General features: G+C 38.1%; 18 protein-coding genes and 1 tRNA gene. 10 read left to right on the top strand and 9 right to left on the bottom strand.

Features of this window, described 5'->3' with window-relative positions; genetic code table 11:
• Positions 1 to 206: 206 nt before the first annotated feature.
• Positions 207 to 283, bottom strand: a tRNA-Pro gene (locus BMY14_RS13990).
• A gap of 391 nt (positions 284 to 674) precedes the next feature.
• On the opposite strand from BMY14_RS13990, the gene BMY14_RS13985 reads away from it, so the two are divergent.
• From BMY14_RS13985 to BMY14_RS13965, 5 genes are all read left to right on the top strand, one after another.
• On the top strand, positions 675 to 1,667 hold the full coding sequence (locus tag BMY14_RS13985; protein WP_091833041.1) for a pyridoxal-phosphate dependent enzyme: 993 nt from the start codon (positions 675 to 677) through the stop codon (positions 1,665 to 1,667).
• Positions 1,668 to 1,768: 101 nt separating this feature from the next.
• On the top strand, positions 1,769 to 2,536 hold the full coding sequence (locus tag BMY14_RS13980; RefSeq protein ID WP_091833038.1) for a TSUP family transporter: 768 nt from the start codon (positions 1,769 to 1,771) through the stop codon (positions 2,534 to 2,536).
• A 62-nt stretch (positions 2,537 to 2,598) separates the two neighbouring features.
• The gene (locus BMY14_RS13975) at positions 2,599 to 3,030 is read left to right on the top strand and encodes a peptidylprolyl isomerase (RefSeq protein WP_091833035.1); all 432 of its coding nucleotides are present in this window, start codon (positions 2,599 to 2,601) and stop codon (positions 3,028 to 3,030) included.
• A gap of 315 nt (positions 3,031 to 3,345) precedes the next feature.
• Complete coding sequence (locus BMY14_RS13970) at positions 3,346 to 5,088, top strand: methyl-accepting chemotaxis protein (protein ID WP_091833032.1); 1,743 nt, start codon at positions 3,346 to 3,348, stop codon at positions 5,086 to 5,088.
• Positions 5,089 to 5,219: 131 nt separating this feature from the next.
• A complete protein-coding gene (locus BMY14_RS13965) occupies positions 5,220 to 6,128 on the top strand; it encodes a Ppx/GppA phosphatase family protein (RefSeq protein ID WP_091833029.1) in 909 nt (302 codons plus the stop codon).
• Between the two features lie 27 nt (positions 6,129 to 6,155).
• Here the strand turns inward: BMY14_RS13965 and BMY14_RS13960 are convergent, their stop codons facing one another.
• Positions 6,156 to 7,049 (bottom strand): LysR family transcriptional regulator, encoded by an 894-nt coding sequence (locus tag BMY14_RS13960; RefSeq protein ID WP_177177607.1) that lies wholly within the window; start codon positions 7,047 to 7,049, stop codon positions 6,156 to 6,158.
• A gap of 509 nt (positions 7,050 to 7,558) precedes the next feature.
• Between BMY14_RS13960 and BMY14_RS13955 the strand changes: the two genes are divergently transcribed.
• From BMY14_RS13955 to gyrA, 4 genes are all read left to right on the top strand, one after another.
• Positions 7,559 to 8,572, top strand: coding sequence for an HlyD family secretion protein (locus BMY14_RS13955; RefSeq protein ID WP_091833023.1), 1,014 nt, complete (start codon positions 7,559 to 7,561; stop codon positions 8,570 to 8,572).
• Between the two features lie 5 nt (positions 8,573 to 8,577).
• Positions 8,578 to 9,738, top strand: a complete 1,161-nt coding sequence (locus tag BMY14_RS13950) for an ABC transporter permease (RefSeq protein WP_091833021.1) — start codon at positions 8,578 to 8,580, stop codon at positions 9,736 to 9,738.
• A complete protein-coding gene (locus BMY14_RS13945; RefSeq protein ID WP_091833018.1) occupies positions 9,735 to 10,898 on the top strand; it encodes an ABC transporter permease in 1,164 nt (387 codons plus the stop codon). The genes BMY14_RS13950 and BMY14_RS13945 overlap by 4 nt, the downstream gene beginning before the upstream one ends.
• 242 nt (positions 10,899 to 11,140) lie before the next feature.
• The gene (gene gyrA, locus BMY14_RS13940; protein ID WP_091833015.1) at positions 11,141 to 13,573 is read left to right on the top strand and encodes a DNA gyrase subunit A; all 2,433 of its coding nucleotides are present in this window, start codon (positions 11,141 to 11,143) and stop codon (positions 13,571 to 13,573) included.
• Between the two features lie 38 nt (positions 13,574 to 13,611).
• Here gyrA and BMY14_RS13935 read toward each other — a convergent pair whose 3' ends face one another.
• The 6 genes from BMY14_RS13935 to BMY14_RS13910 all read right to left on the bottom strand — a co-directional run bounded on the left by BMY14_RS13935 (position 13,612) and on the right by BMY14_RS13910 (position 19,559).
• Entirely contained in the window at positions 13,612 to 14,850 is a 1,239-nt protein-coding gene (locus BMY14_RS13935; RefSeq protein ID WP_091833013.1) for an LCP family protein, read from the bottom strand.
• Positions 14,851 to 15,054: 204 nt separating this feature from the next.
• The gene (locus BMY14_RS13930; protein WP_091833011.1) at positions 15,055 to 16,173 is read right to left on the bottom strand and encodes an ABC transporter permease; all 1,119 of its coding nucleotides are present in this window, start codon (positions 16,171 to 16,173) and stop codon (positions 15,055 to 15,057) included.
• Positions 16,170 to 17,078, bottom strand: coding sequence for an ABC transporter ATP-binding protein (locus BMY14_RS13925; RefSeq protein ID WP_091833008.1), 909 nt, complete (start codon positions 17,076 to 17,078; stop codon positions 16,170 to 16,172). Before BMY14_RS13925 ends, BMY14_RS13930 begins: the two co-directional genes overlap by 4 nt.
• A 1-nt stretch (position 17,079) precedes the next feature.
• Entirely contained in the window at positions 17,080 to 17,982 is a 903-nt protein-coding gene (locus BMY14_RS13920) for an ABC transporter ATP-binding protein (RefSeq protein ID WP_091833005.1), read from the bottom strand.
• Positions 17,975 to 18,961, bottom strand: coding sequence for an HlyD family secretion protein (locus BMY14_RS13915; protein ID WP_091833002.1), 987 nt, complete (start codon positions 18,959 to 18,961; stop codon positions 17,975 to 17,977). The genes BMY14_RS13920 and BMY14_RS13915 overlap by 8 nt, the downstream gene beginning before the upstream one ends.
• A 1-nt stretch (position 18,962) precedes the next feature.
• Positions 18,963 to 19,559 (bottom strand): TetR/AcrR family transcriptional regulator, encoded by a 597-nt coding sequence (locus BMY14_RS13910; protein WP_091832998.1) that lies wholly within the window; start codon positions 19,557 to 19,559, stop codon positions 18,963 to 18,965.
• Positions 19,560 to 19,928: 369 nt separating this feature from the next.
• On the opposite strand from BMY14_RS13910, the gene BMY14_RS13905 reads away from it, so the two are divergent.
• On the top strand, positions 19,929 to 20,588 hold the full coding sequence (locus BMY14_RS13905; protein WP_091832995.1) for an MgtC/SapB family protein: 660 nt from the start codon (positions 19,929 to 19,931) through the stop codon (positions 20,586 to 20,588).
• A 69-nt stretch (positions 20,589 to 20,657) separates the two neighbouring features.
• Here BMY14_RS13905 and BMY14_RS13900 read toward each other — a convergent pair whose 3' ends face one another.
• The gene (locus tag BMY14_RS13900; RefSeq protein ID WP_091832993.1) at positions 20,658 to 22,538 is read right to left on the bottom strand and encodes a PTS fructose transporter subunit IIABC; all 1,881 of its coding nucleotides are present in this window, start codon (positions 22,536 to 22,538) and stop codon (positions 20,658 to 20,660) included.
• Positions 22,539 to 22,591 lie beyond the last annotated feature (53 nt).

The raw sequence follows: 22,591 nt of genomic DNA, 5'->3' as shown, positions 1-22,591 counted from the left end.
TTTTAATCTATAAAAAAACAAAAGCGAGAGCTTTCCGATCCGCTCTCGCTTTTGCCGCCTCTATACCCTTTGCCATCTACTACATAATATATGTAGTAGTTCCCCGACTAATAGAATACACCTTTTTGTGTTTTTTGGCAAGTCTTTAAAGAATATTTTATAAATAAAAAAACTTTCCCATAAGCGAGAAAGTTGATTTTGCGTGATGGTCGGAGCAGCAGGATTCGAACCTGCGACCCCCTGGTCCCAAGCCAGGTGCTCTACCAAACTGAGCCATGCCCCGATAAGTTATATGGGATTCACTAGTTACTACAGCAACATATAATATGATACTCTAAAAATAATAATTTGTCAATAGTCGAAAAATTATTTTCATCCGACTATTGACGTACTTGTATTATATGGTTAAATAAGAAACATGTCAATAGAATATGAAAAAAATTATACATAATACAAAATAAAAAATTAAACTTTAAATTTTTATTAAAATAAAGGAAATGAATTGGCTTAAAGAGAAATAAAAACTAAGCTTTAAAACATTATACATATTTTATGTTATATATATATTCGCTGTAAGTCTTGAGGATTTTGGTCTGCATTTGCAAAGGAGGAGATATCTGTTTAAATTTTTTTATTTTGCTTGTTTTTGAATTTCTAAATTGGGGGTTCTTAAAATGTATTTTTATTGTTCAAAATGTAAAAAAAATTATCCAATAAATACGAGGTCATATAAATGTGAATGTGGCGGTTTGTTTAAGTTATTTAAAGATCCAAGTGAAATATTACATAATTCAGTTTCTTTAGGTGAAGTTGAAACACCTTTATTGAAAATGAAAATTAATAAACTGAATCTTTTTTTAAAACTAGAGCAGTTTCATGCAACGGGCTCTTTTAAAGACCGTGGTGCATTTATGATGATAAATCAATTAAAAAATGTTGGAATCCGTGAAATTGTCGAAGATTCTTCTGGTAATGCCGGAGCTGCCATGGCCGCTTATGCAGCTGCTGCGGGTATAAAAGCTTCTATTTATGTTCCAGAGTCAACTTCACCTGGTAAAATAAAACAAATCAAAGCTTACGGTGCAGCGATTACCAAGGTAGATGGTGCGCGTGATAAGACAGCTGCTGCTGTACTTGAGGCGGTAACAAAAGCATATTATGCTTCGCATGTGTATAATCCACTTTTTTTTGAGGGAACAAAATCGTTAGCATATGAAATCTATCATCAATTACATGAACAAGTGCCAAATTACATATTTGTTCCAGTCGGAAACGGTACAATGTTATTAGGTCTTTATTATGGTTTTGAGGAAATTGGCCGCCTGCCAAAATTGATTGCTGTACAGAGTGATCATTGTAAACCGTTATACCAAAAAATTCACAATCTTCCTGAACATCAAATTACACCGACGATTGCGCAAGGAATTGCAGTGGGTCAGCCACAACGCATGGATGAAATTTTGCTGGCGATAAAAAATAGTCAAGGTGATGTTATAACAGTAGAGGATGAGTCTATTTTATATGCACAGGACATTTTAGCTCGTCAGGGAATGTATGTCGAAATGACTTCAGCTGTTGCGGTAGCAGGGGCTTTGCAATTTTTTGAAAATGGAAAACCGGATAATTATCAGGTGATTGTGCCGCTTACGGGACGGGGTATGCAGTAAAAGTAAATCATTCTAAAAAAATTTGCCTGTCATTTCATAACATTATATACTTACATATGTATTTATGATTATATCGTGTAAGTATAGATGGGAGAACTGAAATGGATGAAATTAGTTTAGAGATGATATGTTTTTTGATGGGAGCTGGTTTTTTAGCTTCATTTATTGATTCGGTTGTAGGAGGGGGCGGTCTGATTTCGCTTCCGGCAATTATGCTTACAGGTCTTCCGCCTGTTGTGGCACTAGGAACGAATAAGGCAGCTGCATTTTTAGGAGCTTTGACGAGTGTGATTTCATTTATGCGTTCCGGTAAAGTGGATTTTAAAATTATAAAATACTTATTTCCTTTATCGTTTATTGGTTCTTTGCTGGGCGTATTCGTGGTAAGGGAAATTCCACCTGATTTTTTGCGGCCGCTTGTGGTTGTGATGTTGATTGCTGTAACCGTTTATAGTCTTTTTCGTACAGATTGGGGAGAAAAATCAACATATGCCGGGATGACGAAGAAAAAAATGTATTTTAGTGCAATGATTGCTCTGGTATTCGGGTTTTATGATGGATTTTTTGGACCAGGAACGGGTTCTTTTCTCCTCTTTGCTTTTTTATGTATTGGTTTTGATTTTATCTGTTCAGCAGCCAATGCACGGGCTTTGAATTTTTCCAGTAATTTGGCAGCGGCTTTATTATTTATGTATTTGGGTCTGGTCAATTATGTCTATGCAATACCGATGGGGATTGCAATGATTTTAGGTGCATATTTTGGCACAAAAATGGCATTATCGAAAGGTGTTGCTTATGTTAAACCGTTATTTATTTTAATGACCACTATTTTGATTGGTAAACAATTATGGGATTTGTTGAAAAATTGATTCTATAGGATTATCTATAGTATAATAAAATTAGTATTTTTTTAAGTGAGGTTTTTAAGTTTATGAAAAAAGCAATTATTGAAACAAAAAATGGTAAAATAACGATTGAGCTTTTTGACAAAGAAGCACCGGGAACAGTAGCTAATTTTGTTAAACTCATTCAGGAAGGGTTTTATAATGGTTTGAAATTTCATCGCGTAATTCCAGACTTTGTTGTGCAGGGCGGCGATCCAAGTGGTAATGGTACGGGTGGTCCTGGCTATAGTATTAAATGTGAAACGGAAGGTAATCCGCACAAACATAATCGTGGTGCATTATCGATGGCTCATCGTGGTAAAGATACCGGTGGTAGTCAATTTTTCTTAGTTTTAGAACCGCAACCGCATTTAGATGGTGTTCATACTGTATTTGGTCAAATTATCGATGGGTATGATATTATGGACCTTATCGAACAAGGTGACCTTATGGAAAATGTTACGGTTGTTGAAGATTAACTCAATATAGTATCTATATAAACGGCAGCTGCTTATTATTTAGGCAGTTGCCGTTTTTTACCTATAATTTCCAATAATACACCTATAGGACTATATACTTAAAAAATATTGACTAATAGTTCTATTGTTGTTACTATTTATTTATGATTTCATTACCAAAAATTACATAATCAAATTATATAACGCATTAAAGTATTTCTATTTTTCCGTTAACGCTGCTCTCTTTTATAGTTTCTTACCCAATAATTGCCATAAAAAATCTTTAATACGTTCTATATACTTTGGCAGTGATATCAAAAGTTAGGAGGATCAAATATGTTTGAAAAACTAAATAATTTAAGTATTGAAACAAAATTACGTGTATCGTTTGCTTGTATTTTTGCCGTTACTTTATTTTTAGGTGTGTATGGTATGTATGCAGTCACAACTGTAGCGCATAAGTCGGATGAGATTACCGATACCTGGATGAAAATGATGGATGATTCACATATGATTAATGAAGCATTTGGCCGAATTCGCATCAATACATATAAATTTATTTATGCAGATGATAAAGCGGACCGTGACAAAGCAAAAAAGGCGATGGACGAAGCGAAAACTGCAATTGATAAAAGCAGTGAGCGTTATATGAAAAATATTGAATATCTGGGGAAAAATAATCCAGTGGATGCGGTAGAGCAACAACAACTGGTCGATCAGATTCATAAAGACATGGCAACGTACTTTACATTGAATGAACAATTGTTTAAATTAGATCAAGATGGGAAAAAAATGGAAAGCATTACTTTGGCCAATGGGAAACTAAGCGAGGCGTATCTTGAAATGCAGGGGAAAATTGATGCCTTAGTTGACGTGGATGTGAACAAGGCAGATACTTTGAATGCAGAATCAAAATCGCTTTATAAAAAAACGGACGTAATTCAAACGATCGTTCTTTTCTTTGGAATTCTGTTTATTTTAGTAATTGGATACTTGATCAATAAGAATATTCAGCGTTCGGTAAAGGAATTATTGCGAATATCCAAAGAGGTTGCCGGGGGGAATCTGGCTGATCATGCCGTGGTTTTTTCGTCTGATGAGTTTGGGCAATTAGCAGCTTCCTATAATATTACAATTACTTCGCTCAACAAATTAATTCGCAATATTCAAGAGAATGCTGAACAGGTTGCTTCTTCATCGGAACAACTCTCGTCTAGTGCTGAACAATCAGCAATGGTGAGTACTCAAATTGCTTCTTCTATTAATAACGTAGCTATGGCGAGCACTGATCAGGCGCAATCTGTAGAATATACAAAAGGGATCGTTGAAGAAATTTCCAAAAATATCAATGAAGTATCCGAAAACTCCGATGTTATGCTCGAACATACAGAAAAAGCGGAAAATACGGCTGCAGAGGGTAATGTGGAGATTGAAAATGCAGTTGAACAAATGCATCATATTGAAAGCACAGTAAATCATTCGGCTCAAGTCGTACAAAAACTGGGTGAACGTTCCCGTGAAATTGGGCAGATCATTGGTGTTATGTCAGGTATTGCCGAACAAACCAATCTACTTGCGTTAAATGCAGCGATTGAAGCTGCTCGAGCTGGTGAAATGGGGCGCGGTTTTGCTGTAGTTGCGGATGAGGTTAGAAAACTGGCAGAAGAATCACAGAAATCGGCGAAACATATTGCTGCTTTGATCAATGAAGTACAAAATGAAACGGAAAATGCGGTTACTGTTATGAATCGTGGTACAACAGAAGTACAATCCGGTGCGGAACGTGTTATAAATGCTGGAAATACATTTAAGAATATAACAAGTTTGATGAATGTCGTAACTCTGGAAATTCGTGAAATATCAGGTAAAATAAAAGAAATTGCCATTAGTGAACGCAGTATTGTTTCGGCAACGCAGAAAATTGATGCGGCCAGCCAAAGTGTAGCTGCTGAATCGCAGACGGTATCTGCTTCGGTTGAAGAACAATCGGCCGCAATGCAAGAAGTGTCTTCATCGAGTGAAGAATTAGCTTCCATTGCACAAATTTTACAAAATGAAACACAAAAATTCCGAATTTGATTTAAAAAAAGCAGTTGCACTCAATTCTTTGAACTGAGTGCAACTGCTTTTTTATAATTTTTCAATTTACGGATGTCTATTTTTCGATTAAAATGAATGTAAAGATGTAAATTTTATAGGAGGCGGCAATTTTGATTCATGCAATGATCGATATAGGTTCAAATACGATTCGATTGGCGGTTTATGATATTGGGCCAGGCGAAATAGAGTTGCTCATGAAAAAGAAACATACAGTGGGACTTGCAGCTTATATCAAAGATGGCATGATGAAGCAAGAAGGAATTGAAAAAACTTGTGAAATATTACAAGAGTTTAAGTATTTTCTGGATAGTTTTCAGATTACGGACATTACAGCTTTTACGACAGCTGCCTTGCGAAATGTAAAAAATAGTAAATTGGCTGTAGAGGAAATCATTCAGCGAACTGGTATTGCTTTGCGGGTATTGTCCGGGGATGAAGAGGCAAGACTTGACTTTATTGGAGCAACGCATGATAGCACGGAATCAGCTGGACTATTGATTGATATTGGTGGTGCTAGTACGGAAATAGTGGCTTATTCTGATCATAAAATTTATAAAAAAATAAGTTTACCGATTGGATCTTTGTACCTGCATACTAAATATGTCGTTGATTTTTTGCCGAGTCCAACTGAAGCAGAGCAAATGATGCAGGAAGTGAGGCAAATAATTACGAGTGCAGATGCTTTTAAAAATGTAAGTCATCTCAATATATGTGGTATTGGTGGTACATTTAAAGGGGCCGTTATTTTATATAACCAACTTTTTCAAATAAATCGTAAAAATGTCGAAATTCCGACCGAAACCTTGGCCGATATTGTGTGGCGTTTTACCCGTAGTAAACCAATGCCTTCGGAAGAAGCTGTTATTTTAATGAAAACGGTACCAGAACGAATTCATACGATCATTCCCGGGATCATTATCGCTTCTGTTTTAGCGCAATATTTTGGCAGTGAAAAGATTATCTACAGTGATTCCGGGGTTCGGGAAGGCTATATTTATGATCAGCTTATGGGTCAGTAATCCGGATTGTTTTTTCTTTCACACTATTTATTTTTTACTTGCAAGTGGCATTGGTGAATTTTGCAGCATTTCTAAAAAGTTTTTTGCGATATTTGATAAATAACGATTGCGGCTCCAAATGATATTGGCATATAAGGGGAGTATTGGTTCGGAAACCTCTTTATAGATTAAATTTTTATTTTGATTCAACAAGGCGCTGGTTTTTGGGATGATGGCAATACCGAGTCCGGTGTTGCTCAAGGCTATCATGGAACGAATATCATTATGCAGACAAATGATATTCGGATTTAGATTATTGTCTTCATAATAAGCTCGGATGCGTTCACTTGAACGATGTAAAATCAATGGTTTATCACTCAATTCTTTCAAGGTAACGGAGTTTTGCGAGGGATGCTGGTTCCATTTTGGATGCATGGCAGCGACCATCAACTGTGTTGGCAGGGGAATTGAATCATAGATTGTTGTATCAACCGGGCATAAAACAATGCCGATTTCAATTACACCGTTTGTCAGGAGATTTGTAATCATATGGTTATCAGCATCATAGATACGAAAAGAAATTTTAGGATATTTTTGGCTGTAATTTAGGATTTGTTCGGGCAGGAATGTAGCACCTAAAGCAGTAACGGCGGCAATCGATAAGGTTCCGACCTCGCCTTTGTCAATATCTTTGATTTCTTTTTGTGTTTTTGTGACGAGCTCTACAATTTGATTACCTTTTTCATAAAGGGCTTCACCCGCTTCGGTGAGTTTTATATTGCGTCCAACTTTTTTTATTAATTGAACACCAAGTTCTTCTTCAAATTTTTTTAATTGTGCGGTTAGTGGTGGTTGGGAAATACAAAGTTTTTTTGCCGCACTGGTAATTTGTCCTTCTTTAGCTACAGTTAGAAAATAATATAGTTTTTTTAAATTAATCATCAGCGGCTCCATCTATATATATGGCATTAAAAATTTTATATGGCAATCGTCAGGAATGGGGTATAGGGCTCCGTGGCGTTACGTAGGAAGCAAACGATGCCCTATACTCCATTCCTGGCAGACTGATAGACTGGATGTAATTTCTTTAATGCGTTCTATATATTCATCATTTTTTATAAATTTAGATTGTTGTTTTATTATAGTATAAAGATGGCATTATAGAAACTATCTTGCGAAACAAAGAAATCTGATTCATACATTTTTTGTATGAATCAGATTTCTTTTTTGTATTATACATATGAATAAATTTTGACTATAATAAAGCATCAGACGATAAGTTAAAAAATTTTCTTGTTCATGGAATATTTTTGAATAAAATAAAGTTATCAAGCATAGTGGCCTGTAAATTTTGTAAAGTTTATCGTATTTGCAAAAGACTGGTTTCTGTGCTTTTTTATTTTACTTCGATCAAAATAGTTTTTGCAACAAGTTTTTAGCAGGGGGAAATTATGTTAGCTCATGTAATTCGGTATCAAAAGTATCCAGCTCTTTTAGGAATTCTATTGATCGGTATGTCGGCTTTTTTTAGTGGTTGTGCTACAAGTTCGGCTCAGTCGAAAGAAGTGTGGGGACGTGCTGAAGCCAAAGAAATTGATATAAATTCAAAAATAGCAGGACGTGTTGTAGATTTGCTGGTAAAAGAAGGCGATGTTGTAAAAAAAGGACAAGTTCTGGCTCGTATGGACAGCCGTGAAATTTCAGCCGAGTCCAAACAGGCTGTTGCTGGTGAAAAAGCGTTGCGGGCCCAACTGAATCAGGCATCCGTTAATACGAAAATTAAAGATCAAACTTTGCTTTCGACTGTCAATGCAGCCAAGGCTCAATTAGCGAAGGCGGAAGCGAATCTTGATGAAGCACAATCTGATTATGATCGGTTTGCAAAATTATTAGAAGGCAACGCTGTATCGGAACAAACGTTTAAAAGTTATCAGACGAAATATCAGGTAGCTGTGGCAGCCAGGCAAGAAGCCGAAGCTTCAGTGGCCGAAGCCGAAGCAAATGTGATGCAGCACCAAGAAAATATTGCGGATGAAGAATCTTTGCGCAGTAAAATAGAACAATCTGCTGCTGCTGTTGATCAAACACAAGTCAATCTTGATGAAACAGAAATCCGAGCACCATTTGATGGTGTAATCACGGCTAAGTATGTTGAAGTGGGTGCGATGATTTCGACAGGAATTCCCTTGGTGAGTATACAAGATCCGAATGACAATTGGATTAATTTGAAAGTACCAGAAACCGATTTGGCAAAATACCAACTTGGCACGGCAGTTTCAATGCAAGGTCGGGATGCAAATCTTATCGTGAATGGCACAATTGTTGATGTTAGCAAAAAGTCTGAATATGCAACATATCGTGCGACGAGTGAACGCGATCAAAAAGATATTATTACTTTTAATGTAAAAATTCAGGTGAATTCAGAGAAACTCCGTCCAGGGATGCAGTTTCATATAGCAGGTTGATAAAAATGATGAGGTTAATTTCTATTTTTTTTAAGGAAATTCAGTTTATTTTAAAAGAGAAAAAGAATGTGCTTTTCTTATTTTTTTTACCGATTTTGTATGCTGCTTTTTTTGGCTATGTTTATGGTGCGGAAAGTTTAAAATATATTCCCGTGGTGGTTTTAGATCAGGATCAAAGCAGTGCCAGTCGTTCATTGGTGTCAGCTTTTGCGGATTCGGAGCGGTTTGACATTGTGGCTGTTGTAGAAACGCAGGAAGAATATGAAAAAGTTTTGGATTGTGAAGATGCTTTAGTTGGTATTGGTATTCCTTCAGATTTCGCTAAACATATTAAAACGGGTATTGGCTCGAGTGTGATCGTTACGAGCAACGGCAAAAATCTTATGTACCCGAATTCGGCATTGTCCTTTGCCAGAGAGATTATTACTACATATAATGGCGGTCTTGGTAAAAAATTAGTGGAAGCAATGGGACAATTTCCTGGGCAAGCTGCCTATGCAGTAGCTCCGGTGAGTATGAGGCTGCGTATATTCAATAATCCAACGAATTCCTATCTGCCCTTTATGTTACCAGGGATGGTGACAAATGGTGTACAAATTGGTATCATGATGGCCGTTTTTTTAGCTATTGTGAGAGAATATACAAATCTTGATTTATGGAAGAAAAATTCGCTGCTAGTGATTTTATTTGGTAAAATAGCTGCCTATTGGATTTTATCTTTGGCAGGTGCACTTTTGGCGATTGGTCTTTATGTTTTTGTCTATAATATTCCGTTTATCGGGAGCTTTTTTGATATTTTAATTTTATATAGTTCATTTATTTTTGCTGTGGTTACGATAGGTATGCTTTTTTCGGCCATGGCGCCCAGTGTTATGGTACCGTTTCATCCCATTGAATTTATTTACTTTATGCCAGCTTTTTTATATAGTGGTTATTCATGGCCAGAATTTTCAAAAAATATTTTTACGCAATTTTATGCATATTTATTACCGATGAATTATATTGCGGATCCGGTTCGTGATATTTTATTAATGGGTTCTTCCGAAAACATAGGACACAATAGTCTGATTTTATGTTGTTTTGGGCTAGTCGCTTTTGTCGTGACAGGTTTGGTTTGTAAGAAAAGAATAAAAACTGTATTACTTGAGGCAGAGGTGAAAATATGACTTGGTGGACTATTACCCTGTGTGAATTAAAAATTCTCGTGACACAAAAACCAAAATTGATCTTTAGTATGTTCGTTATTCCACTTTGCTATTTGTTATTGTTTGGCACGTTATTCAGCAAAAATTCGGTGGATCAGATTCCTTTGGTTATTTGTGATGAAAGCCAGACCTATTTTAGTAGTAAACTAACCGATGGCTTTGAAAATACGGAACGATTTTCGGTTGTACAATATGTGAATTCACCACAGGAGATGCAGCGGTATCTTTATGAAAAAAAAGCAATTGTTGGGATTGGAATCCCGAAAAATTTTGCGCACGATATAAAAAATGGACGCTCTTCTCAAATTGTTGTGCAAATTAACGGGACAAATTTAATGGTGACAAATACGGCTATTACGGCAGCGCAGGATGTATTTGATGTGTTTGCTCAGCAGACGGCCGTTAATTTGTTGCGTAGTCAGTCTGGTATTAAGAATATAGAAACTAAAATTGTTCCTGTACAAATGAAAACGCGGATATTGTATAATCCAACATTGGATTATAAGTTGTTTTTTTTATTTGGGCTGCTTATGACTTCGTTTCAAATGACAATGTTTATTCCGACGACTGCTTCTGTTTTTATGGAATATAAAGCGAAACAGTATACGCACTATGCAGCCAGTCAGGTTATAATTGGTAAGATTATGCCATTTATGATAGCTGCTTCGCTCGCCTTTATTATGCATTTAACGATTGCGGTTTTTGTGTTTGATTTGCCGTATAAAGGTGATTTGGGGCAGGTGTTTTTACTTGGGTTAGGTTTTATTTTTGCAATGACTACATTAGCCAGTGTTATTGCATCTTTTATAAAAGATTTTTTCCTTTTTTATCGTTTAGCTTTGGCCGGTGTCATTCCCGTTTTTATGATTTCTGGGTATACCTGGCCATCCAGTGCGATGCCGTGGTTTATCCAAAAAATCGCTTTTTTTATTCCCTACACCCATATTGCCTCGCCTTTACGCAGTTTTATGATGGCTGGTTTTTCCCCTGTTGGTTATGAGGATATTTTTATTTTATATATGTATGGCTGTGTTATGTTGATGTGGTCGATTTATCGGTATAAAAAATTTTGTGAAATTGAATGCAATATAGTAAATGCTTTGTCTATCAATACAAAATAAGCTGAGAGAATGGTTTTTTTTAAGGATAAAACCATTCTTTTTTTTACGTATTTAAGAATCTCTATTATTGTGATATGTATTTTTAATACTCATAAAAAGAATATATATTGTTTTTCACAAACCCTTATAAACTGTGGATTTATGGACATTTTTTCTAAAAAATGATATAATTAAGAGCTAGAGATAAAAGCTAATATATTTTTTTAAAATAGAGTTAGAGAATATGATTTTGAGGTGAGAATGTGGATTTTGGTTTAGGTAGAGTTTTACCGGTAAAAATTGAAGATGAGATGCAAAATTCTTATATCGATTATGCGATGAGTGTTATTGTCATGCGTGCATTGCCGGATGTCCGTGATGGTTTGAAACCAGTCCATCGTCGTATTATGTATGCGATGCATGAAGCTGGAATGGGGTCCAATAAACCATATAAGAAATCGGCTCGTATCGTCGGGGAAGTATTAGGTAAATATCATCCGCATGGTGATAGCTCCGTTTACGAAGCTATCGTGCGGATGGCACAAGATTTCTCGTCTAGATATATGCTGGCTGATGGACATGGTAATTTTGGTTCGGTTGATGGTGACTCCGCTGCGGCAATGCGTTATACAGAAGTACGTATGTCAAAGGTTGCGGAAGCAATGCTGCAAGATATCGAAAAAGAAACAGTCGATTTTGCACCGAATTATGATGAATCACTGAAGGAACCAACCGTTCTTCCTTCTAAACTGCCAAATCTTTTGGTGAATGGTTCATCGGGGATTGCTGTAGGCATGGCAACGAACATTCCGCCGCATAACCTGAATGAAGTAGTTGACGGCGTTTTATTAATGATAGAAAATCCTGATGTAACGATCGAGGAACTCATGACGGTTATTAAAGGACCAGATTTTCCGACAGCTGGGTTAATTTTGGGACAAGAAGGTATTCAATCAGCTTATCGAACTGGCCGTGGTGTAGTGAAGATGCGGGCGCAGGCTCGGGCTGAAGTTATGTCCAATGGTAAACCTCGTATTTTGGTTACAGAGCTTCCGTATCAGGTTAATAAAGCTCGCCTTGTAGAAAAAATCGCTGAACTTGTTCGTGATAAAACCGTTGAGGGTATTACGGATCTTCGTGATGAATCTGATCGGAATGGTATGCGTGTAGTAATTGAATTGCGCCGGGATATCAATCCAGATGTAATTTTAAATCAGTTGTATAAGCATACGCAATTACAGGAAAGTTTTGGTATTATCATGCTGGCATTGGTTGATGGCCGCCCGCGTGTTCTTACATTACAAGAAGTTCTTTATTATTATATTGAACATCAAAAAGATGTCATTACTCGCCGGACTCGTTATGAACTAAGTAAAGCAAAAGCGAGAGCACATATTTTAGAAGGTTTGACGATTGCTCTAGATCATATTGATGCGGTTATTAAGACGATTCGCGGATCCAGAACAGCAGATATCGCACGTGCAGGTTTGATGACTGGTTTCAATTTATCGGAGAAACAGGCACAAGCGATTCTTGACTTGCGTCTCCAAAGATTAACTGGTTTAGAACGCGAAAAAATCGAAGAAGAATATCAGGAAATTTTAAAAACAATTGCGTGGTTAGAATCGGTGTTGGCTGATGAAACAAAGATTTTAAATATAATCAAAGAAGAATTAATTGAAGTAAAACGAAAATTTGGTGATGCTCGTCGCACGAGAATTACCGCTGATTTTTCAAAACTCGCGATGGAAGATCTTATTGCCGAAGAAGATGTAATTATTACGCTTACTCATAATAATTACATTAAACGCATGCCGATTGATACATATAAAAATCAAAAACGTGGTGGTCGTGGCGTAACTGGCATGGGAACAAAAGAAGAAGATTTTGTGGAAAATATGCTTGTTACAACAACGCATCATACCATTTTGTTCTTTACCAGCCGTGGTCGTGTCTATCGTTTAAAAGGGTATGAAATTGCTGAATCAAGCCGAATTGCTAAAGGAACGGCTATTATCAATCTCTTACAACTTGAACCAAATGAAAAGATCACAGCGGTTATTCCAATTCAAAAATTCACGGCGGATCGTTTTCTGTTTATGGCAACTCGCAAAGGGATTGTTAAGAAAACAGAACTCATGGAATTTGATACGACGCGTAAGGGTGGCTTAATTGCAATCACTCTTGATGATGATGATGATTTGATTGGGGTAAAACTGACCGATGGTACCAGGTATGTTATCTTAGGAACTTCAGCTGGAATGGCGATTTCTTTTGCGGAGGGCGATGTTCGTTCGATGGGAAGAAATGCCCGTGGTGTTAGAGGAATTCGTCTTAAAACAACGGATGTTGTTGTGGGAATGGATAATCTCAAACGTGATGCGGAAGTACTTACGGTTACAGAAGAAGGCTTCGGTAAAAGGACAGCTACTTCAGAATATCGTTCGCAGACACGCGGTGGTAAAGGGCTCATCAACATGAAAGTAACGGATAAAACTGGTAGTGTTGTTGGACTTAAAGTAGTTCGTCCAGGTCAGGAACTGATGCTCATTACAACAGAAGGCATTGTAATTCGGACCAATGTCGATGAAGTATCCGTTATTAGTCGAAACACACAAGGTGTAAAATTGATGCGGACCGATTTAAATGATAAGGTGGCTTCTTTAGCTGCCATGGATCAAAAAGCAGATACGTAAAATAAAATAAAGGCATGCCATTTGGCATGCCTTTATTTTTATTGAGTTTTTGTATTGTCAGAAACCGATGGACCATTTGCCGATTTTGCTGGTCCTTGTGTATCCGAAGGAGGTGCATTACCGGATTCTTGTTTAGATGGTATTTTTTCTAGTGGTTTTGCATCTGAATTTTTGCTGTCACTTGAACTTTTTTTATCTTTGCTGACGGGTGCAGTTTTACTTTGTTTACTGCTATTTGCTGGTTCACTGCGTTTAGTGGCATGCCCAATGGATGTATCTGTTGCTGGGACTGGTTTTGCTGTTGCTGGAATGGAATTTTCATATTCCAATATCTGACGCTCCATTGAACTTGTCATACTCATATTCATAGTGAGACCCAAGGCATTTGCCAAAGTTTGTCTTAATTCTTTGATATTTGGAATCCAATAGCTTATTTCATCAATATAAAGAGGTCTGCCTGGAACCATATCAGTTTTTAGACCATTTTTTTGTGATTCTTTGATCGTTCCAGCAAATTCAATCATTTGGCGAATCGACATATCTGTTTTGATAGAATTACTGACTTCTTTAATAATCGATGGTATTTTCATAATAATCGATGGTGATGCTATTTTATCGAAAATCGCTTTCATGAATTTTTGTTGACGCTGAATACGTCCAAGGTCCCCTTCTTCATCACGGTAGCGGACATAGGTAATAGCCGTTTTACCATCCATATGCTGCATGCCTGGCTGTAAGTTAATTATGAGACCGCCATCATCATCCCAGGGATCTTCATAATACATGCGCTTTTCTACATCAATATCGATGCCACCAATGGTATCAATAATACGTTGAAAGGCATGTGTATCAATAATGATGTAATGATCGAGTGTTACTCCGAGAAAATTTTCTACAGTATCTTTGGTTAATTCATGCCCACCAAAAGCATAGGCATGATTGATTTTATCAAAGCCATGATTTTTGATTTTGACGCGTGTATCACGGGGAATTGAAAGGAGTGAAGCCTGATCTTTTTTGGGGTCGATTGTTGCTACCATCAAGGTATCACTGCGCCCGACATCATCAGCGCGGCTGTCTACCCCCATGATCATAATATTTGCTTTATCTTTTGCTGAGAGCATACCCTCGCTTGGCGGTGGTTTAGGAGCATCAAAATATCCGGAGGCTGCAAAAAGAGCTCCTGCAGATGCTGCGAGAATAAATAGAGCAATAAATGCAATAAACCACTTTGTCGTGGCAGTCATTTTTTTCGGTTTGTCTTGCGGAAGATTCATAAAACACACATACCTTCTTCATTTTAAAATTAATTTTATGGATTTTTAAGTCTAGTTATTTTTAATAATTTAAAAGCATATCCCTCTATTATAAATTTATATGATTTTTAGTGCAATTATTATTTTAAAATAACACAAGAAGATTTGATTTATCTTAGAATTCCATAAATATAGCATGAATGAACGCAGGCCGCTTATGTTTTATTAATCGAGTGTTTTGCTGAATTTTTTGATAGCGAGGCCCAGTGTGGCTGCAATGAAAATAACTAAGGCAAAGATTTGTCCCCATAATAAAGTGATGCTGTTTCCTTTCAAAATGATGCCGCGCAAAATTTCTAAATAATAGGTAAGTGGGAGTAATTGACCTAATGCATAAAATAGAGTTGGCATGGCATCACGCGGAAAAATGAAGCCTGAAAGCAAAATACTAGGCATAAAAATAAAAAAAGACATTTGCATCGCTTGCATTTGCGTTTTCGCTAAGCTTGAAATGAGTACACCAAGTGTTAAGGAAGCCATGATGAAAAATGATGTTAAACCATATAATAAACCGATACTGCCGCGAATTGGCAGATTAAATACGGCAATCCCGACAATAAGAGCAATGGTGGCCTGCATATAACCAATAATGATGTAGGGAATAATTTTACCAATCATGAGTTCATAGGTCTTTAACGGGGTAACAATGAGCTGTTCCAGCGTACCGGTTTCGCGTTCACGGACAATAGCCATAGCCATGATCATCACCATAGTCATGGTTAAAATGATCCCCATGATACCGGGGACCATGTAATAGGCGGTAATAAAATCCTGATTATACCAGGCCCGTATTCGGATATTATAAAGACTGGCTGCAGATGCTGATATGCCTTTTTGGGCGAGCAATAATTCCTGGGATTTGAGCTGACCGACCGATTGGGCTGTGGCAATAGCTGACGACGCAGATGTTGAATCACTGGCATCAACGATGACCTGAATCGGCGTAGCGCGACTATGCTTTAGATTCGCCGAAAGATCTGGCGGGATGATTATGCCAACTTTTGCATCACCACTTTCGATTTTTTGATTCACTGCTTCAAAACTAGAGACGACATATTTGATATCAAAATATTCGCTGGCCGTGAACCCTGTTAAAAGATCACGGCTTTCGGCACTTAAGGATTGATCAAAAACAACGGTTTTTAGATGTTTGACATCGGTATTGATGGCAAAACCAAAAACGAGTAATTGAGCAATTGGCATCATAACCATCATGGCAAGGGTAATATTGTCACGTTTCATTTGAATGAATTCCTTAACGAGTAATGCGCGTAACCGTATCATTTCGTTACCTCCTTTGTCTGGAATTTTATATAATGGACAAATACATCCTCCATCGTGGGAGCAATGATCTCATAAGGCCAATTCTGAAGCCGTGTTAGGTGTTTATCCGCCATAAGGATATGAAGATCCTTACCAAAGATATAAGCATCTTCATAGGGAATCTCAGCTTGTTGGATTTGTGCAAGCAGGGCTAGGGAATCTTCGCTTTTTAATGACAAAAGCTTACCAGAGATGCTGGCTTTTAATTCGCCCGTGGTTCCAGTTGCCACTAATTTTCCGGCATAAATGAAGCCAACTGCATCGCAATGTTCAGCTTCATCCATGAAATGAGTTGTAACGAGAATCGTCGTACCTTGAGCGGCTAAGTTATAAATGATTTCCCAAAAGAGACGGCGTGATTTCGGATCGACACCGCCAGTGGGCTCATCAAGGAAGAGCATTTTTGGACGGTGCAGGATCGCACAGCCAAGTGCCAGACGCTGCTTAATACCACCGGATAACGTTGCTGTGAGTGAGTTTTCTTTCATTTCGAGGTTTGCCATATGAAGCATTTCTTGCATGCGTTCTTTTTTGATTTGACCAGTTAGTGAATACATACCAGCATAAAATTCGAGATTCTCTCGCACGGTCATATCTGCATAAAGGCTGAATTTCTGTGACATATAGCCAATATGTTTTTTGATTTCCTCTTGTTCCTGTAAAATATCGAAACCTAATACCTGACCGGTGCCAGACGTCGGGGTGAGAATACCACATAACATACGAATGGTTGTGGATTTTCCCGAGCCATTCGGACCGAGAAATCCGTAGATATTGCCTTCTTTTATTTTGAGATTGATTTTGTCGACTGCAGTAAAATCACCAAAACGGCAGGTTAAATTTTGTGTATCAATAGCTAACGTCATTTCAAGCACCACCTTGCGCAGTAAACAAAACAAAAACATCTTCTAGGGATGGTTTTATTTTTTGCAACTTCAGAATCGGTATTTTTTGCTGGGTGAGCTTTTGTTCGATGTCAGTGCGGGTGCGATCTATATCATTGGTAACAATATGATATTTATTGCCAAATGAATGCAGATCAAGTAAATAGCAGTCCTTTATATGATGATTGATATGTTTACTTTCGACCGATAATTCGAGAATCTGATGGGGATAGGCTACAATAAACTGTGCTGGAGTTTGGCAGGAAATCAATTGGCCTAGATTGATGAAGGCTACGCGATGGCAAAGTTCGGCCTCATCCATATAGGGGGTGGCAACGACAATGGTCATTCCCTCTTTATTTAGATTGTATAAGAGCTGCCAAAATTCACGGCGGGCGACAGGATCTACACCAGTTGTGGGTTCATCGAGAAAAAATACCGCGGGTTTATGCATCAGTCCGGCAGCAAGTGCCAGTTTTTGTTTCATGCCGCCTGATAACTTACCAGCGAGGCGGTTTTTAAATTGCCATAGTCCAGTAAATGTAAGGATTTCTTGTGATATTTGTTGGATTTTTTGTTTTTCAATTCCATATAATGAGCCAATGAGGGTGATGTTTTCCATGACTGTAAGATCCTGATATAGACTGAATTTTTGCGGGACATAACCCATTTTATTTTTAACAGATTCAATGTTTGTACTCCCTAGTACATCAATATGACCAGAAGATTTTGCGAGTAAACCAATCATTATACGAATGAGCGTTGATTTACCGGCACCGTCGGGGCCAACCAGACCAAGAATTTCACCTTTTTGGATATGCAGGGATAGATTGTCAATGGCCATGACACTGCCAAAGCTTTTTGTTACTTCAATAATGTTAATCATTGAAAATCACATCGGCTGGCATGCCAGGTTTGAGAATCATTTCTTCATTATCTACGGCAACTTTGACGGCAAAAACCATATTGGCTCGTTCGCTTTTTGTGATGCTTTGACGCGGCGTATATTCAGCGGTATCGCTGATTTCGGTTATATGGCCGGTGAAAATTCGGTCTGGAAAAGCATCAATCATAACATCTACCGCTCCGCCGATTTTTATTTTGCCAAGATCGGCGGAAGGGACATAAATTTTGACCCAGCAGTCATTCATATCGGCTACGGTCGCGATGGCAGTACCAGCATTTACATATTCACCGGGTTCAAAATTTTTCGTTAGGATTAAACCATCCAAAGGACTATAAATGGTGATATCGGCTAAGGCAATTTGAGATGCTTGCAGCACGGCAGCGCAACGCGTTACTTCATATTCGGAAGCGGCTATTTGATCCGTGCGGTTACCAGCAAGCACCAGTTGTTCTTTTTCTTGCGCTGCCTTTAGATTGGCGGCAGCTGATTCATAGGCGGCTTGGGCATTGTCGAGCTGCTGTGTGGCTATTGCCCCTTCGGCAGCAAGTGATTGATACCGACTATAGTCTTTGGCAGCTTTGTCGTAGGCAGACTGCATAGCTGCGGTATTGGCGGATGCTTCACGCAATTCTTCGGGGCGAGCTCCTTTTTGTAAATCGGTAAGGTCGGCTTGGGCTTTGGCGAGGGCCGCGGTATCACGTGTTAGTGCAGCGGCAAGATCTTTGCGGTCAATTTTGGCGATAACCTGATTTGGGGTTACATGATCGCCTTCTTTAATTGTAAGTTCGGTCATATAGCCATTAATTTTCGTTGTGATATCCGCTTTTGTGACTTCAATGGTACCGGTAGAAATTTTAGCTGTTTGTTTTTGCTGGTAATAATTGTATCCAGACCAGATTAAGAGCCCGATTACTATGAGTAAAATGATGATAGCAAGAGGTTTTGGTTTCGCTTTCATTTTAGTCTCTCCTTTTGATACCCGCCAAGAAAATTTTGATTGCTTGCTCCATATAGCACTCAGCGGTATAATCTGTTTGTTTTAGGACTTTAGCGCGAATGGGCTGACCAATAAAATAAAAATTGACCATACCAATTAAGAGAACGACAGTTTGTTCAATTTGCAGATCCTGGCGAAAATATTGATTGTCTATACCATTTTTGATACATGTACATAAAATTGTAAATAAATCCTGTATTTTATTTTTTAAAAACAGATCAAGAAAAATAGGTGGACCGAGAAATTCACGATATATTATTTTAATTAAGTATGGGTTTTTTAGATGAAGATGCAGCATTGTTTTGGCATACAAAGAAATAATTTCTGGTGGCGTTCGCTTTGAATTTTTCGCCGATTCTATAAAGACTAATAAATCATTGGATTGTTTATCAACAGCAGCCAGATAAAGACCACGTTTGCCCTGAAAATAATAAGAGATAAGAGCACTGTTGACGTTGGCCATTTCAGCTATTTTACGGATGGATACTTTGTCAAAGCCATCATTGGCAAATAAGACAATGGCGGCGTCGATTAATTTTCTTTTACTGTCTAGTTCCATATTTCTAATCCTTTCTTAATTAATCGATTGATTAACTTCTATCATAGTATGCTTTTAAATTTTTGACAAGTCAAATTTTTCATGAAATTATATAGTATAAAGAAAGAAATTTAGTTCTGTTTAAAGGTCGGTAGTTTGATTTTACAAAAGTTATCCACAGGAAAACCTGAATATTTTTTCTGTTTAAGCACAAAATATGGATGTTTTGTGTGGATAAAGTGCAATATTTAGAGTTATGCACTATTTTATCCACATATCCACAGGCAAGTTATTTTTTTTTGGATAAAAATGGAATATCATGAATCCTTGATTTTTTGCAGGACTAATTGTAAAATTAGGAGAATATTTTAATACAAGTGGGGTGAATATATGGTTTCAGAATGGGAATTATTATTGCGTTTGACATTATCTTGTATTTTGGGTGGTGTGATCGGGTATGAACGACAATCACGGCGGAAGTCGGCAGGCTTGCGGACCAATGTACTGGTTTGTTTGGGTTCATGTCTGATCATGGTTCTTTCCGAGGCCATTTATCAACAGGTTGAAGGTTTGACCAATGCAGATCCGGCGCGTTTGGCCGCACAGGTGGTCAGTGGGATCGGTTTTTTGGGTGCTGGTGCCATAATGAAAGAAGGACTTACGGTTACAGGGCTTACGACAGCTGCTTGTCTATGGGTTGTTGCTGGTGTGGGCCTGGCTGTAGGAGCTGGTTTTTATTCTGGAGCACTCTTTACTTCAGCGTTAGTATTTGGTACACTCGGGACCTTGTCACGATTGGATGACTGGGTAACACATGAAAAAAACTTAGCGATTATGATTCAAACAATAGATGCACCGGGCCAGTTGGTTCATATCAGTGAATGCTTGGAAGATTTACAGCTTAAAATTAGAAGTATTAAAGCAAAAAACGATACAGAAGATACAATGATCATTGATCTTTTTATCTATAATCATAATGGCTTGAAAACGATTTTTATTGTGCAGGCCTTAAAGCAACTCGAGGGCATTATCAGTGTAGATGTTGAATAGATTTGTTGTAAAAAAATAAAAAGGCGGACTCAAAATTTTTATTTTGAGTCCGCCTTTTTGAGTTACGATTTATTTCGTTAAAGGTTTCTTTAAAATTGCTAACAGTATCATGCCGACCACTGAACCAATGGCGATTGCTGCTAAATACATGAGGGGGTTACCGATTGTTGGTACAACGAAAATACCGCCATGTGGAGCACGAAGTGTGCAGCCAAAAGCCATCGAAAGCGCACCAGCTGTTGCTGAGCCAATGATGCAAGACGGAATAACGCGTAATGGATCGGCTGCGGCGAATGGGATGGCCCCTTCCGTAATGAAGGAAAGACCCATAATATAGTTCGTAATACCTGATTTTCTATCACTTTCGGTAAAACGATTACCAAAAAATGTAGTGCAAAGGGCAATAGCAAGTGGTGGAACCATACCGCCAGCCATAACGGAGGCCATCACGCCGAATTCACCATTTGCGAGAGCACCTGTACCGATAACATAGGCGGCTTTATTGACAGGTCCACCCATATCAACAGCCATCATGCCACCGAAAATAACACCCAATAAAATTCTGCTGCTTGGATCCATGTTTTTGAGTGTATCCATCATCCAAGTGTTGATACCAGCCACTGGTGGGTTGATGATAAAGGTAATGAGGACACCCATGAAAAATACACCAAGTAATGGGTAAATAAGAACAGGTTTAATACCTTCAAGTGTTTGAGGAAGACCCGAGGATATTTTTTTCAGTCCGAGGACGATGTAACCAGCTGCAAACCCTGCAAGTAGTGCACCTAAAAATCCAGATCCACCGGAGTTCGCTAATGCACCACCGACAAAACCAACAGCAAGACCAGGACGGTCAGCAATACTCATGGCAATAAAACCGGCGAGTACTGGCAGCATAAAACCAAAGGATGCACCACCAACACCCATGAAGAAAGCAGCGAGTGGTGTATTAGAGCCGAATTTACTCGGATTGGCCGGATCAAATACATCGAATAAGAAAGCAAGGGCAATTAAGATACCACCGCCGATAACGAATGGAAGCATATGCGATACGCCATTCATCAGATGTTTATAGATTTGGCGGCCGACGCTTTCCGATTCATCCGAATCAAACGAAGCTGAATCGGTATTTGCTGTATGATTATAGATTGGAACGGTACCGCTGATCGCTTTATTTAAAAGTTCTTCTGCTTTATTTATACCATTTGATACTTTTGTTTGAATAACCGGTTTGCCATTAAAGCGAGCCATTTCGACATTTTTATCAGCGGCTATAATAATGCATTCGGCATTTTTGATATCTTTGGCGGTTAGGGTGTTTTTTGCCCCACCCGAGCCATTGGTTTCAACTTTGAAAGGAATACCCATTTGTTTAGCATGCTGTTCAAGGCTTTCCGCAGCCATGAATGTATGGGCAATACCTGTCGGACAAGCTGTAACAGCAAGCACACGATATCCATCAGTCGGGGTCGTTTCCGGTTTGGCATTGAATTTGCCAGCTTCTTTCGTATCGATCAATTTTAAGAATTCTTCTTTTGATTTTGCTAAAATTAAAGCTTCTTTAAATTCGGGGTCCATAATAAGTGTAGCTAAACGGCTTAATACTTCAACATGCAAATCGGCTGCAGTATCTGGAGCGGCAATCATAAAAAACAATCTTGCTGGTTGGCCATCAAGTGAATCAAATTCAATACCATCTTTAATAACCATAGCGGCGAGACCAGCTTCTTTTACTGCACTGCTTTTTGCATGTGGGGTAGCAATGCCGTCACCAAGACCGGTTGTGCCAGATTCTTCACGAGCGAATACCGCTTTTTTATACGTTTCCTTGTCTGATAGGTTACCGCCTTTTTCCATAAGATCGGCCAGGGTATCAATGGCGCCTTTTTTATCAGATACTTTTGCATCGAGGGAAATACTGTTTAATTTTAATAAGTCCGTAATACGCATAATAAAATCCTCCCTTTGTTTTCATAATAAGATATGGATTGACTGCACCGGCA

Origin of the sequence: Propionispira arboris (assembly GCF_900109225.1) — a bacterium.
In the GTDB taxonomy this organism is placed as follows: Bacteria; Bacillota; Negativicutes; order Selenomonadales; family Selenomonadaceae; genus Propionispira; species Propionispira arboris.
Note: the sequence above shows the minus strand (reverse complement) of the source record. Positions and strands in the feature narration are given on the sequence as shown.